The 13,912-nt window shown below is 75.1% G+C and carries 12 protein-coding genes; 7 read left to right on the top strand and 5 right to left on the bottom strand.

Annotated elements, in window-relative coordinates:
- Window positions 1-102: 102 nt before the first annotated feature.
- Window positions 103-1,089, top strand: a complete 987-nt coding sequence (locus ACWDD9_RS39510) for an NAD-dependent epimerase/dehydratase family protein (protein ID WP_049651346.1) — start codon at window positions 103-105, stop codon at window positions 1,087-1,089.
- A 20-nt stretch (window positions 1,090-1,109) separates the two neighbouring features.
- Here the strand turns inward: ACWDD9_RS39510 and ACWDD9_RS39515 are convergent, their stop codons facing one another.
- Complete coding sequence (locus ACWDD9_RS39515; RefSeq protein WP_449814276.1) at window positions 1,110-3,221, bottom strand: AAA family ATPase; 2,112 nt, start codon at window positions 3,219-3,221, stop codon at window positions 1,110-1,112.
- A 389-nt stretch (window positions 3,222-3,610) separates the two neighbouring features.
- Window positions 3,611-4,267 (bottom strand): uridine kinase family protein, encoded by a 657-nt coding sequence (locus ACWDD9_RS39520; RefSeq protein ID WP_449814263.1) that lies wholly within the window; start codon window positions 4,265-4,267, stop codon window positions 3,611-3,613.
- Between the two features lie 212 nt (window positions 4,268-4,479).
- Here ACWDD9_RS39520 and ACWDD9_RS39525 point away from each other — a divergent pair, with 212 nt between their 5' ends.
- Window positions 4,480-5,643, top strand: a complete 1,164-nt coding sequence (locus tag ACWDD9_RS39525) for an acyl-CoA dehydrogenase family protein (RefSeq protein WP_074005169.1) — start codon at window positions 4,480-4,482, stop codon at window positions 5,641-5,643.
- Between the two features lie 76 nt (window positions 5,644-5,719).
- Here ACWDD9_RS39525 and ACWDD9_RS39530 read toward each other — a convergent pair whose 3' ends face one another.
- Window positions 5,720-6,241, bottom strand: a complete 522-nt coding sequence (locus ACWDD9_RS39530) for a hypothetical protein (RefSeq protein ID WP_181970507.1) — start codon at window positions 6,239-6,241, stop codon at window positions 5,720-5,722.
- A 229-nt stretch (window positions 6,242-6,470) separates the two neighbouring features.
- Here ACWDD9_RS39530 and ACWDD9_RS39535 point away from each other — a divergent pair, with 229 nt between their 5' ends.
- From ACWDD9_RS39535 to fxsA, 5 genes are all read left to right on the top strand, one after another.
- Window positions 6,471-6,911: an Lrp/AsnC family transcriptional regulator gene (locus ACWDD9_RS39535; RefSeq protein WP_045694655.1), complete on the top strand. Its 441-nt coding sequence runs from the start codon at window positions 6,471-6,473 to the stop codon at window positions 6,909-6,911.
- Window positions 6,912-6,942: 31 nt separating this feature from the next.
- The gene (locus tag ACWDD9_RS39540; protein ID WP_449814264.1) at window positions 6,943-8,550 is read left to right on the top strand and encodes an amidohydrolase; all 1,608 of its coding nucleotides are present in this window, start codon (window positions 6,943-6,945) and stop codon (window positions 8,548-8,550) included.
- Between the two features lie 42 nt (window positions 8,551-8,592).
- The gene (locus tag ACWDD9_RS39545) at window positions 8,593-9,045 is read left to right on the top strand and encodes an N-acetyltransferase (RefSeq protein WP_449814265.1); all 453 of its coding nucleotides are present in this window, start codon (window positions 8,593-8,595) and stop codon (window positions 9,043-9,045) included.
- Between the two features lie 95 nt (window positions 9,046-9,140).
- Window positions 9,141-10,787: an apolipoprotein N-acyltransferase gene (lnt, locus tag ACWDD9_RS39550; protein ID WP_449814266.1), complete on the top strand. Its 1,647-nt coding sequence runs from the start codon at window positions 9,141-9,143 to the stop codon at window positions 10,785-10,787.
- 55 nt (window positions 10,788-10,842) lie between these two features.
- On the top strand, window positions 10,843-11,421 hold the full coding sequence (gene fxsA / locus ACWDD9_RS39555) for an FxsA family membrane protein (protein ID WP_074005174.1): 579 nt from the start codon (window positions 10,843-10,845) through the stop codon (window positions 11,419-11,421).
- 159 nt (window positions 11,422-11,580) lie between these two features.
- On the opposite strand, the gene ACWDD9_RS39560 is transcribed toward fxsA, so the two are convergent.
- Both ACWDD9_RS39560 and ACWDD9_RS39565 read right to left on the bottom strand, forming a co-directional pair.
- Complete coding sequence (locus ACWDD9_RS39560; protein ID WP_049655293.1) at window positions 11,581-11,955, bottom strand: RNA polymerase-binding protein RbpA; 375 nt, start codon at window positions 11,953-11,955, stop codon at window positions 11,581-11,583.
- Window positions 11,956-12,267: 312 nt separating this feature from the next.
- Window positions 12,268-13,884, bottom strand: coding sequence for a hypothetical protein (locus ACWDD9_RS39565; protein WP_449814267.1), 1,617 nt, complete (start codon window positions 13,882-13,884; stop codon window positions 12,268-12,270).
- Between the last annotated feature and the right edge of the window lie 28 nt (window positions 13,885-13,912).

Here is a 13,912-nt window from a genome sequence, read left to right on the forward strand (position 1 = left end):
GGAGAGTTCCGGCTTTCGCCGACGGCGTGTCCGCTCCTGGCGATTCTGCCCTGAGCATGCACCCGTTCCCATGCCGGCCACCCTGGTAGCAGGGTGGTCGGCATGAGACTTCTCCTGCTGGGTGGAACCGGGTTCGTCGGACGGGTCGTCGCCGAGGAGGCGCTGGCCAGGGGCTGGGAGGTGACGGCCCTCAACCGCGGCACGCAGCCCGCGCCCGGGGGCGTCCGGGTGCTGACGGGCGACCGCACCGCGCCGGACGGCCTCGCGGCGCTCGGCACGGGGGAGTGGGACGCGGTGGTGGACACCTGGTCCTGGGCCCCCGCGGCGGTGCGCGACAGCGCCCGCCTCCTGAACGGCCGGGTCGGCCACTACGCCTACGTCTCCAGCCGGTCGGTGTACGACCACCCGCTGGTGGCCGGGGCCGGCGAGGCCGCGCCGGTGGTCGCCTCCTCCCCGGACCTCACCGGCGAGGTGCCCTACGCCGAGGCCAAGCGCGGCGCGGAGCTGGCGCTGGAGGCGGAGTTCGGCGGGCGGGCGCTGCTCGCCCGGGCCGGGCTGATCATCGGCCCGCACGAGGACATCGGCCGGCTGCCCTGGTGGCTCAACCGGATCGCCGAGGGCGGCCCGGTGCTCGCCCCCGGGCCGCGCGACCTGGCCCTCCAGTACATCGACGTGCGCGACCTCGCGGCCTGGCTCCTGGACGCCTCGGCGGCCCGGCTCGGCGGCCCGTACAACCTGGTCGGCCCGTCCGGCCACGCCACCATGGGCGAGCTGCTGGAGGCCTGCGTACGGGCCACCGGCTCGGACGCCGAACTGCGCTGGACGGACCCGGAGCGGATCCTCGCGGCGGGCGTCGAGCCGTGGACCGAGCTGCCGATCTGGCTGGCGCCCGGCGAGCTGTACGACTTCCTGCACACCGGCTCGGTCGAGCGCGCGCTCGGCGCCGGGCTGCGCTGCCGCCCGGTCGCCGAGACCGTCGAGTCCACCTGGGCCTGGCTGCGGTCCATCGGCGGCAGCGCGCCGCAGCGGAGCGACCGGGTCAGGGTCGGGCTGGACCGGGAGCGGGAGGCCGCGCTCCTCAGGGGCTGAGCAGGGGGCCGGTGCGGGGATCAGCTCCGGCCGTCGATCAGCTCCCCGTACGCCTGGACGAGGTCCGGCAGCCGCAGGGTGGCCAGGTCCTCCCGGCCCGGCGGCTCGCGCAGCAGCGTCAGCCGCAGGTCCCGGTAGGCGCAGGACTTCTCGTACAGGGTGCGGATGAACCGGCCGTTGCCCAGTTCGTCGATCCAGCCCTCGCGGACCACGTGGGTGCAGATGCTGGCCAGCTCCTCGGCGGCGTCCTCGTCCCAGCCGTCGCCGTCCCGGCCGGCCAGCGCGGCGCCGATCGCGGTCAGCTCGCCGGGGCGGTAGCTGGGGAAGTCGACCCGGGTGGTGAAGCGGGAGTTGAGGCCGGGGTTGGTGGCGAGCAGCCGGTTCATGCCCTCGGGGTAGCCGGCCAGGATCACCACCAGCCGGTCCCGGTTGTCCTCGGCGCGCTTGAGCAGCACCTGGAGCGCCTCGTCGCCGTACGCGTCGCCCTTGGTGTAGCCGGAGTTGGAGAGGCTGTACGCCTCGTCGATGAACAGCACGCCGTCCAGCGCGGAGTCGATCAGCTCGTTCGCCTTCACGGCCGTCTGGCCGAGGAACTCGCCTACCAGGTCGGCGCGTTGGGCCTCCACGAGGTGGTCGCCGGAGAGCAGGCCGAGGGCGTGGAAGACCCGGCCGAGGATCCGGGCCACGGTGGTCTTGCCGGTGCCCGAGGGGCCGGAGAAGACGAAGTGGCGCTTCGGCGGCTGGACGGGCAGGCCCTGCTCGGCCCGCAGCCGCGACATTCTCAACTGGGCGGACAGCGCCCGCACCTGGCGCTTGACCGGCTCCAGGCCGACCATCAGGGAGAGTTCGGCCAGGGCCGCGTCCAACTCCCGTTCGTCGCCGGCGGACCGGAGCTCCGGCACGGCGGCGGTCCGGGGCTGCACCCGGCCGAGGGCGGGCAGCGGCGGTACGGCGGGGCCGGTCGGCGCGCCCGAGCCGGAGCGCTCCCCGGCGGCCTGCGGAGCGCCGTCGGCCAGGGCGCCGTCCAGCCGGGCGCCGCCGGTCGCGGTCCCGTCCAGCAGGGCGCCGCCGGCCAGGGCCCCGTCCGCCGGGGGGCCGTCCACCAGTCCGGCGTCCACCGAGGGTCCGCCGCCGTTCGACGCCAGGCCGTTCGACAGCAGGTCGTTCGACAGCCCGCCGGGCACTCCGTCGTTCGACAGCCCGTCGCCGGGGACGGTCGCGCCGCCCGGCCCGCCCGCGTCCGCGAACTCCTCCCCGTACCCGGGCAGTTCGGGGTATCCGGCGTCGTCCGGGTAGCCGGGATCGGCGCCCGGCCCGCCCGGTGCGGCGGCGTCGGCCGCACCCGGGCTGCCGCCCGCCGTCAGCCCGTCCGCGAGCCCGTTGGCGAGCCCGTCCGCGATGGCGTCCACGAGGCCGTCGGCGAGCGCGTCCTCGGCCGAGATGGCCGTCAGCCGGGTCGCGGTGTCCATGAACGCCGGGTCCGCCCGGTGCACCGCCCGGTAGAGCGGCAGCGCCGCGGCGCTGCGCCCGGCCCCCTCGTACGCCCGGGCCAGCCAGTACCGCAGCTCCTTGCGCTGCGGCTGTTCGGAGCGGCAGCGGGCCAGCGAGGCGGCCAGCGGGGCCTGCGCCTGGGCGCACATGTCGAGGCGCACCCGCGCCATGCCGGCGAACAGCCCGGCCTCGATGCCGAGCAGCGGGTCGTCCAGCAGGCGGTCGGTGTCCCGGATCAGCTGCTCCCAGTCCTTGAGCAGGTAGGACCGGCAGGCGTACAGGAAGCGGGCGGACGGGTCCTCGCTGGGCGCCGGACACTGCTCCAACGCCCGGTCCAGCTCGGCCAGGTGGCGCCCGTCCAGCCAGTGCGAGGCGTGCGCCAGCGCGAGGTCGCGGGCGTCCTCCAGCACCGGCTGCACCCACCAGCCCAGCCAGTACCAGGAACTGAGCGGCCGTCGGTGCAGTCGCCGCTGCTCGCCGAACCGCTTCTGGTTGCGGTACATGGCCAGCAGCGCGGCCGAGGTGTCGCTGCGCAGCGCGTGCAGTCCGAGCCAGGCGTCGGCCATGCCCGGGTCCAGCCGGACGGCGGCCCGGAACTCCTCCTCGGCCCGGGTGTACGCACCGGCCGTGTACGCGTCCATGGCGCGCAGCCAGGCGCGGTCGGCGAGCCGGTCGGGCCCGCCCGCCGTGCTGTCGGAACTGTCCACCGTCGTCACTCACGCCCCCCGCGGTGCGGCCCGGGGCTCGGCCGGCGGGTTGCCTGCGCCTAGCCTGGCCGGTGGTCGTCGACCCCCTGTGGCGCAACTGCGCCTGCCAGGAATCGTACCGGCGCGGCGCTGATCCGGAAGGGTGCCGCACAGGGGCAAATGCGATCGCACGAGCGGCCGTTGAGCGGCCGGGCGACGAAACGGGCGGCGGGGGAGCGGGTTTCGGAAGGGGACCGGACGGGGCCCCCGGCTCACGGGGGAACAAGCCGGGGGCACCGGGTCCGAGGCAACCGGAATCTGGTGTTCCGGTGGCTGAGGAGAACCTAGATCCTGGCGATGTCGCAGGTCAAGGCGTTGGTTGAAGATTCACCGACGGTGTCCGGGGCGATCCGGCCGGTCACCCCGTCGACCCGCGTCACGGCGTGCGGACGGCTCGGATCGGCGGCGAAATGCGCCGATTCGGCCCGGGCCCAGCCCGCCCAGAACTCGGCCAGTTCCGGCCCGTCCCGCTCCTCCCCGCGCCGCCGGGCCGAGACGGCGTCCAGCTCCATCCAGATCACCCGGGCCAGCCACGGCCGCACCGCCCGCCGCCCGGCGCCGACCCCCTCCACCAGCACCACCGGGGCGGCCGGCACCGCGGCCGCGCCCGCGAAGCGGCGCAGCGTCCAGTCGTACACCCGGTACTCGGCGTCCCGCCCGGCCGCCAGCGGCTCCAGCACCTGCTCGCGCAGCCGTCCGGTCCACCCGAAGGGCTCGTGGTGGGTGGCCAGGTCGTCGAGGTGGACCACCGGGGCCCCGCCGAGCGCCGCCGCCAGCCGTCCGGCGAAGGTGGTCTTGCCGGAGCCCGCGTGGCCGTCCACCGCGACCAGCCGCACCGGCCCGCAGGAGGGCGGCAGCGCTCGCAACTCGGCCGCGAGCGCGGTCAGCCGGTCGTCCGGAGCGGGCCGGAATCGGGTCGGGAGGGGTTCGGATACAGCCACAACGTCAACCCTACGGTGCCGTAGCCCGCCACTGCGTCCAGTTCATATGTGCAGGTCGTGACGGCAGCGCGGGTTTCGGGCATACTCGCCTTCGCCACGACTGTGAACGGCCGTTCACCGCAACCCGGTGCCGGTCGGTCCGACCAGCCACACCCACGCCGGACCGGCCGACACCTCGGTCCCGCGCCCCGATCGAGGAGGCGACCACCGCCATGACCCCCTCCCCTGTGAAAGCCGTGGAGCGCCAGCTGCCCACCGAGGAGGCCCGCGAGCTGCTGGGCCTCACCCGGGACCTGGTCCAGCGCGAGCTCCAGCCGCGCGCGGCGGAGGACGAGGCCGCCGGCCGCTTCCCGCGGGAGGTCTTCCGCACCCTCGGCGAAGCCGGCCTGCTCTCCCTCCCGTACGACGAGAAGTACGGCGGCGGCGACCAGCCCTACGAGGTGTACCTGCAGGTGCTGGAGGAGCTCGCGGCCGGCTGGCTGGCCGTCGGCCTCGGCGTCAGCGTGCACACCCTGTCCTGCCACGCGCTGGCCACCTTCGGCACCGACGAGCAGCGCGAGACGTGGCTGCCCGCCATGCTCTCCGGCGAGCAGCTCGGCGCCTACTGCCTCTCCGAGCCGCAGTCCGGCTCCGACGCGGCCGCGCTGCGCACCCGCGCCGACCTCGACGGCGACACGTACGTGGTGAACGGCACCAAGGCCTGGATCACCCACGGCGGCCAGGCCGACTTCTACAGCGCCCTGGTGCGCACCGGCGTCGACGGCCCCAAGGGCATCAGCTGCCTGCTGGTCCCCGGCACCCAGCAGGGCCTGTCCGCGGCCCCGCCGGAGCGCAAGATGGGCATGTGGTCCTCGCCGACCGCGCAGCTGCACTTCGACGGCGCCCGGGTGCCCCGCGAGCGGCTGGTCGGCGAGGAGGGGCAGGGCTTCCAGATCGCGCTCGCCGCGCTGGACTCCGGCCGCCTCGGCATCGCCGCCTGCGCGATAGGGGTGGCCCAGGCCGCGCTCGACCTCGCGGTCGACTACGCCCGCACCCGCCGCCAGTTCGGCCGCCCGATCGCCGAGTTCCAGGGCCTGTCCTTCATGCTCGCCGACATGGCCACCCAGATCGAGGCCGGCCGCTCGCTCTACCTCTCCGCCGCCCGGCTGCGGGACGCCGGCCGCCCGTTCTCCAAGGAGGCGGCGATGGCCAAGCTGTTCTGCACCGACGCGGTGATGCGGGTGACCACCGACGCCGTCCAGGTGCTCGGCGGCTACGGCTACACCCAGGACTTCCCGGCCGAGCGCTACATGCGCGAGGCCAAGGTGCTGCAGATCGTCGAGGGCACCAACCAGATCCAGCGCCTGGTGATCGGCCGCCACCTCACGAAGGCCTGACGGCCTTCCCTCTCCACGGCCTCCGGCCGTCACTCCAGGGTGCGGAGTGACGGCCGGAGGCGTTCCCGGCGGAGCGTCAGCTCGCCTTGGCGGTACGGGCGGTCAGCGCCGGACGACGGCGGCGCTGCTCGGGGATGGCGGCCCGCATCGTCGCGACCGTCGGGGCGGCGGGCGCGGTCGGAGCGGCCTGGCCGACCGCGGCGAGCCGCACCGGGCGGTGCGCGACGGCGTGCGAGAACGGCTGGGTGCGCCAGTCCAGCCCGGTCGGGAGCTTGAACAGCGCGTCGATCCGGGCCGGTTCGGCGTCCTCCGGGGCCTCGACCTCGGCCAGGTCGTCCGTCGGGGTGCCCGAGCCCGGGCAGATCGCGGGGGCGAAGGGGTTCCAGGCGGTCGGCAGCAGCGCGTGCTGCGGCAGCCGGTCCTCGTCCGCCACCAGGGCGATCGGGCGGCGGCACTCGGGGCAGTCGACCCGGAAGATGTCCCAGTTCTCCGCCTCGCCGGGGTCGGTGCCCGGCATGTAATCGACCGCGAGGTCCTCGCGGTCGGTCATATCGTCGGTCTCGTCGGCGCCCAGCACACGCTGGTCAGTAGCAGGCATGAGGATCCCCCTAGGATCGGGCCCGGCGTGGTCGTCCAGGGCCACAACCAGCACTTCCCTGTGATCAGGACTCATAACCCTGCGGTCCCGTGCACCGTGATGCACCGGGTGTGTCCTTGGCCACACCGGACGCCACATTCGCCCGGCATGTGCCCGCCCGGTACCTGCGATCCCTCCCCGTGCCACCGCGTGCGCCCCCCGTGCTCCCGACCGGGTAGGTTTGCGCACTGTGGAGGATCTCGACCAACGCATTGTCCAGCTGCTCCTCGAAGACGGCCGGATGAGCTACACGGACCTGGGCAAGGCCACCGGCCTGTCCACCTCGGCGGTGCACCAGCGGGTGCGCCGCCTCGAACAGCGCGGGGTGATCCGCGGCTACACCGCGATCATCGACCCCGACGCCGTCGACCTGGCGCTGACCGCGTTCATCTCGGTCAAACCCTTCGACCCGAGCGCCCCGGACGACACCCCCGAACGGCTGGCCGGCCTGCCCGAGATCGAGGCCTGCCACAGCGTCGCCGGGGACGAGAACTACATACTCAAGGTCCGCGTCGGCGCCCCCGGCGACCTGGAGGACCTGCTGGCCCGCATCCGCAGCGCCGCCGGCGTCTCCACCCGCACCACCGTCGTCCTGTCCACCCCGTACGAGGCACGACCCCCGAAGCTCTGACCGCGAACGGGCGGGGTGCAGACTAGGCCGCATGACCGAACGCACTCCCCGGACCGTCCTGCTGCGCGGCGGCGCCGTCTACAGCCCCGCCGACCCCTTCGCCACCGCGATGCTCGTGGAGGGCGGGCACGTCGCCTGGGTCGGCAGCGACGGCGCCGCCGAGGCGTACGCCGCGACCGCCGACGAGATCGTCGAGCTGGACGGCGCCCTGGTCACCCCCGCCTTCGTGGACGCCCACGTGCACGCCACCGCCACCGGCCTGGCGCTCACCGGCCTCGACCTCACCGGCAGCCCCTCGCTGGCCGCCGCCCTGGCCGCCGTCACCGCCTTCGTCGACGCCCGGCCCGAGCCCGGCGGGGTGCTGATCGGCCACGGCTGGGACGAGAGCGGCTGGCCCGAGGGCCGCCCGCCCACGCTCGCCGAGCTCGACGCCGCCGCCCGCGGCGCCGCCCTCTACCTCTCCCGCACCGACGTGCACTCCGCCCTCGCCACCACGGCGCTGCGCGACCTCACCGAGGGCCTGGCCGAGGCGCCCGGCTTCGACCCCGAGGGCCCGCTCACCAGGGACGCCCACCACATCGTGCGGCGGACCGCGCTGGCCCGGCTGACCCCCGAGCAGCGCCGCCGCGCCCAGCGGGCCACCCTGGCCCGCGCCGCCGAGCTCGGCATCGGCGCCCTGCACGAGTGCGCCGGCCCGGAGATCTCCTCGGAGGCCGACCTGGCCGCCCTGCTGGCTCTCGCCGCCGACGGTGAGGGGCCCGAAGTCTTCGGCTACTGGGGCGAGTTGGGCGGTGTCGAGACCGCCCGCCGGCTCGGTGCGGTGGGCGCCGGAGGCGACCTCTTCGTGGACGGCGCGCTCGGCTCGCACACCGCCTGCCTGCACGCCCCGTACGCGGACGCCGGGCACACCGGCACCGCCTACCTGACCGCCGGGCAGGTCGCCGACCACGTCGCCGCCTGCACCGGGGCCGGGCTCCAGGCCGGGTTCCACGCGATCGGCGACGCGGCCGTGGCCGCCGTGATCGAGGGCGTCCGGGAGGCCGGCGCCCGGGTCGGCGCCGACCGGGTCAAGGCCCTGCGCCACCGCGTCGAGCACGCCGAGGCCCTGGACGACGAGGCCGTCGCCGCCTTCGCCGAACTCGGCCTGACCGCCTCCGTCCAGCCCGCCTTCGACGCCGCCTGGGGCGGGCCCGAGGGCATGTACGTCCAGCGTCTGGGCGCCGAGCGCGCGGCCGCCCTCAACCCCTTCGCCGCGCTGCTGCGGGCCGGCGTCCCGCTGGCCTTCGGCTCGGACGCCCCGGTCACCCCGCTCGACCCCTGGGGCACCGTCCGCGCGGCGGCCTTCCACCGGACCCTGGACCACCGGATCTCGGTGCGGGCCGCCTTCACCGCCCACACCCGGGGCGGCTGGCGCGCCGTCGGCCGGGACCAGGACGGCGTGCTGGTCCCCGGCGCGGTCGCCAGCTACGCGATCTGGGCGGCCGGCGAGCTGGTCGTCCAGGCCCCCGACTCCCGGGTGGCCGGCTGGTCCACCGACCCGCGCTCCGGCACCCCCGGCCTGCCCGACCTCACCCCGGGCCACCCGCTGCCGACCTGCCTGCGCACTGTCGTCCGCGGCCGCACGGTGTACCAGCGGTAAACCCCGTGGATCGGCGGGCCGCCGCCTCCTAGGTTGACCACCATGACCGACCTGGTACCCGCCGACTTCACCGTCCCGCGCGAGCTGCTCGCCCCGGAGTTCCGCCTGGAGCCCCTGGGCGAGCGGCACAACGCCTCCGACCACGCCGCCTGGACGGGCTCCATCGCCCACATCCGCGCCACCCCCGGCTGGGCCGGCCGCGGCTGGCCGCCCGCCGACGGGATGCCGCCGGAGCGGAACCTCGACGACGTGCGCCGGCACGCCGCCGACTTCGAGGCCCGCACCGGCTTCACCTACACCGTCCTGGAGCCGGACCGCGACGAGGTGATCGGCTGCGTCTACATCTACCCGGACCGCGAGGACCCGTCCGCGGTCTCGGTCAGCTCCTGGGTCCGGGCCGACCGCGCCCACCTGGACGCCCCGCTGTACCGCGCCGTCTCCGACTGGCTCGCCGGGCACTGGCCGCTGCGGGAGGTCCGCTACACCCCGCGCTGACCCCGCTACCACCCTGACCTCACGGGTCTCCGACCTTCCGGGGTACCTTCTTCGCACAGCGTCCGAACAGCAAGCCCCAGGAAGATGGTGCGCCGGTGGCCACTCCCGTCACCCAGGAACGGCCCGAGGCCGTCCCCGAGCCGCAGGAGCCGGCGCCCCGGGCGAGCCGCGGAGCCCGTGCGCTCGCCAAGGTCCGCGCCGGCCTCCCGCGCACCGGCCTCGCCGCCCTGGCCGGCCTGCTGCTGGCCCTCGCCTTCCCGCCGTACGACCTGTGGCCGCTGTCGCTGCTCGGCGTCGCCGCGCTGTCGCTGCTCACCCGGGGCCGCACCTTCCGCCAGGGCCTGTGGACGGGCTTCGCGCTCGGCCTGCCGTTCTTCCTGATGCTGCTCAGCTGGCTGCGGGTGGTCGGCTGGGACGCCACGATCGGCCTGTCGGTCGTGGAGGCGCTGTTCCTGGCCCTGCTCGGCGGCGCCCTGGCCGTCACCTCCCGGCTGCCCGGCTGGCCGCTCTGGACGGCCTGCCTGTGGATCACCCAGGAGTGGGCACGCGACCGGCTGCCGCTCGGCGGCTTCCCCTGGGGCCGGCTCGCCTTCGCCAACACCGCCACCCCGTACACCCCGCTGGCCGCGCTCGGCGGCGCGCCGCTGGTGACCTTCGCGGTCGCCCTGTCCGGCGCCCTGCTGGCCTGGGCCGCCCTGCGGCTGCGCGGGCCCGGCAGGGCCCCGAAGGCGGCCGCGCTGGCGGCGCTCGGGGCGGTGGCCGCGCTGCTGGCCGGCTACCTCGTCCCGGTGCCCACGGCCGCCGACGACACCGTCAAGGTCGCCATCGTCCAGGGCAACGTGCCCAACCCGGGGATGGACTTCCTGGGCCGCCCGATGATGGTCCTCAACAACCACGCCGCGGCCACCGAGCGGCTCGCCGCCGACATCAGGGCCGGCAAGGTCGAGCGCCCCGACATCGTGATCTGGCCGGAGAACTCCTCCGACCTCGACCCGTTCAGCGACCCGCTGGCCCGCCAGCGGATCGACGAGGCCGTGAAGGCGGTCGGCGTGCCCACCCTGGTCGGCACCCTGGTGGACGGCCCGGACGCGCAGCACGTCCAGAACGAGGGCATCGTCTGGGACCCGGTCACCGGCCCCGGCGCCTCCTACACCAAGCAGCACCCCGTCCCGTTCGGCGAGTACGTGCCCTTCCGCGCCCAGCTGATGAAGGTGATCACCCGCCTCCAGCGGGTCGCCCGGGACTTCTACCCCGGCGACCACAACGGCGTGATGCAGCTCGGCCCGGCCCGGATCGGCGACGTGATCTGCTTCGAGGTCGCGTACGACGAGATCGTCCGCGACACCGTGGACAGCGGCGCCCGGGTCCTGGTCGTCCAGACCAACAACGCGACCTACGCCAAGACCGGCCAGCCCGAGCAGCAGCTGGCGATGAGCCGGCTGCGGGCCGTCGAGCACGGCCGGGCGGTGCTGATCGCCGCCACCAGCGGCATCAGCGCGGTGATCGGCCCGGACGGCAGCGTCCGGCAGCGCACCGAGGAGCTGACCGCGGCCGAGCTGTCGGCCACCGTCCCGCTGCGCGACGGCACCACGGTGGCCGACCGGGTCGGCGCCGCCCCCGAGTGGACGCTGGCCGTCGGCGGCCTGCTGGCCTGCGGCGCGGCGGTGCTGGTCGGCCGCCGCCGGAAGGCCCCGTCCGGAACACCGGCCGGGCAGGAATCGTTGGACCAGGTGGTGCCGTAGCCGGCCCGGACCTCCCGTGCGGCGCGCAGAGCACCGCTTGGAGTGGATTCGTACCGTGACCCAGCAAGCTACCCCCACCCGTCCGGCCCCGCGTAGCAGGCTCCGCCGGGTGCTGCCGCTGCTGATCACCGCCTGGCTGGTGCTGGAGATCTGGCTGCTGGTCCAGGTCGGCTCGTGGCTGGGCGGCCTCACCGTCGTGCTGCTGCTCGTCGCGGGCGTCCTGATCGGCGGCTCGCTGATCAAGCGGGCCGGGCTGAAGGCGCTGTCGGCGGCGATCGAGCAGAGCAAGAACCCGCAGTCCCAGCAGCCGCAGACCGGCACCAGCATGACCGTGCTGGCCGGCCTGCTGCTGATCGTCCCGGGCTTCCTGACGGACCTGGTGGCCCTGACCCTGCTCTTCCCGCCCACCCGGGCGCTGTGGCGGGCGGTCGGGCGCCGGGCCGCGGACAAGGCGCTGCGCAGCACCTCCGCCGCCGGGGCCGACCCGTTCGCGGACGCGATGCGGCTCCAGGAGCAGCTGCGCATCCACCGCCCGGACGGCAAGGTGGTCCAGGGCGAGGTCGTGGACCCGGAGGACGGCCCGCGCGGCCCGCAGGGCCCGGACACCACCTACCGCCCGCCGATCGCCGGCTGACCGGACCGGCACGACGTACGAGCCCCCGAGGGGCGGACACCCCGCCCCTCGGGGGCTCGTCGCGCGGACGGCACCTGCGCCCGTCGTGGGCAACGCGAAAGGGACCCTGGTGGCCAGGGTCCCTTTTCGCGTCCTCCCGCACGGGGCGGGAGCGAGGTGTCAGGCGCTCTTACGGGTGTCTCGCGGGTGTACCGCGAGGTTCATCCCGCCGGAGCGGAGCACGGCCAGCCGTTCGGCCAGCACCTCCTCCAGCTCCTCGCGCGTCCGGCGCTCCATCAGCATGTCCCAATGGGTGCGCGTCGGCTTGATCTTCTTCTCTTCCGGCTCGTCGCCGTCGAGAAGCGCCGCCTCCTGTCCACAGAAGCGGCATTCCCAGGTCGCGGGGATCTCGGCCTCGACCGAGAAAGGAACCTCGAAACGGTGTCCGTTCTGACATGCGTACTCGACGGTCTGGCGGGGAGCCAGATCGATACCACGGTCGGTCTCGTAGCTAGTGGCCCCGAGTCGCGTGCCGCGGAGAGCTCGCTCGCTCATGAATCGTGCCTCCCGGGCTTATGGCCCACAGGACTAGTGGTCGCTGTTCTTCGTCGTTCGGTCAACGCTCGGCTTCCGACGAAGATTCCCGTCCCGGGACATGCGTCGTCTGTAGTGCCGCCCCTGTTTGTACCCACCTGCGCCCGATTTGTCACATCTGGCCGGTGATATCACCCCAGGTGTCACGTATTTCACATCTGGTGATCGTGCGGACTTTCCGTGACGAGCGTACCGGGACGGGATTCGGCGGTGGTCGCCGCCCCCGGTCGAGGGCCGGGGAACCGGCCCGGGGGACGGGCCCGGGCCCGGCCGTCAGGAGATCGGCCGTGAACGGATCATCGGCTCGCCCTTGGCCAGGTCGACCGGGAGGGACGGCGCGGCCGGTTCGGCGGCGGGGACCACCGGCGGGCGGTCCGGGCGGGGCGGTACGGCGGCGGCCGCCTCGGTGCGGCTGTCCCGGTGCGGCAGCAGCGCGATCACCGCGTCCCGCAGCGGGGCCGGGGCCTCGTCGTCCAGCGGGTCGACGGTGGCGGGCACCTGGAGGCGGAGCGGGGCGCCGTTGCCGATCCGGGCGTAGCCGCGGCCGACCGGGGCGTGGGAGGCGGGCACGATGTCCAGCGGCGCGCCGAGCGCGTCGCGCCCCTCGTCGGGGCCGGCCGGGCCGAGCACCACCCGGGCCCGGGTGGTGGTGCGGACGGTGGCGGTGAGCCGGTCCCGGGCGGCGAGGTCGTCGGCGACCACCACGGTGACCCGGGCGGCCCGGCCGTGCCGCAGCGGGAGCTCCAGCAGGTCCTGCGGGTCGGGGCGGCCCTCGGCCTGGGCGAGCTCGCTCAGCTCGGTCGGGTGGTCCAGCAGCAGCCACAGCGGCCGGGTGACGTCCTCGGGCGGGGCGGTGCCGGCGTGCCGGGCGGCGTTGAGCGCGGCGAGCCGGCGCTCGGTCTCGCCGACGGCCCAGTCCAGGGCGGCCAGCGCGCCGTGCAGGCTGGTCTCCACGGTGTGCACGCCGGGCCGGTTCACCAGGCAGGCGTGCTCGCCGGTGCCCGCGCCGTCGACCACCACCAGGTCCGCGTACGGGAGTGCCTGGAGGGCGACCGAGCGCAGCAGGCTGGAGGTGCCGTAGCCGGTGACGCCGAGCACCAGCAGGTGCGGCTCGGAGGAGCGCGGGCCGGTGCGCCAGACCACCGGCGGCTGCTGGACGGTGGTGCCGCTCCGGGTGACCGGGATGGTGCGGGCGGTGCCGTCCTCGTCGGTGAAGCCCAGCACGATCTCGCCGGGGGCGGCCACGAAGCGCTGGGCGGCGATGTCGGTGGGCAGCGGGGCGAGCGCGGTGATCCGCAGCCGGTTGGACTCCTCGTCCCAGTCGAAGCGGTACTCGCGGGCCCGGCCGGCCTTGCCCTGGACCACCTGCTCGATCCGGGCCCGGGAGGACGGCTCGGTGTCGGTGAAGTAGGCCGGGTAGCTCATCTCCAGCCGGGAGAGCCGGCCCTCGCGGTCGAACTCCCACGCGCTGAAGGCGCTCTTGTAGGCGCCCTCGAAGTGGTACAGCGGGTTGGCGTCCTCGGGGCCGCACAGGTACGGGGTGAGCGCCGCGTAGAGGGCGGCGAGCTTGACGTCGGCGGCGTCCGGCGCGGGCGGTGCGGGCGCCGCCTTGGGGGCCCGGCCGGCCCAGGCGGCGCTGGCCATCAGGGCGATCAGGGCGAACAGCAGGCCGTGCGGCAGCAGGTAGACGCCGATCAGCAGGGCGGCGGTCAGGAACAGCGTCGGGCCGCGGCGCTCCTTGGGGGTCTCCTGCCAGCGGGACCTGGCCCAGTCGACGTGGTGGCGCAGGCCGCGGCCGATGACGGAGAGCGGGGCGAACATGTCGGAGGCGTGGTCCCCGGCGGTCCGGGCGATCGTGCGGCCCTTGCTGAGGTGGCGGTGGAGCGGCATTCCTTGACTCCCCGGGCGGTGGGACGGG

It is taken from the genome of Kitasatospora sp. NPDC001119, from assembly GCF_053598475.1.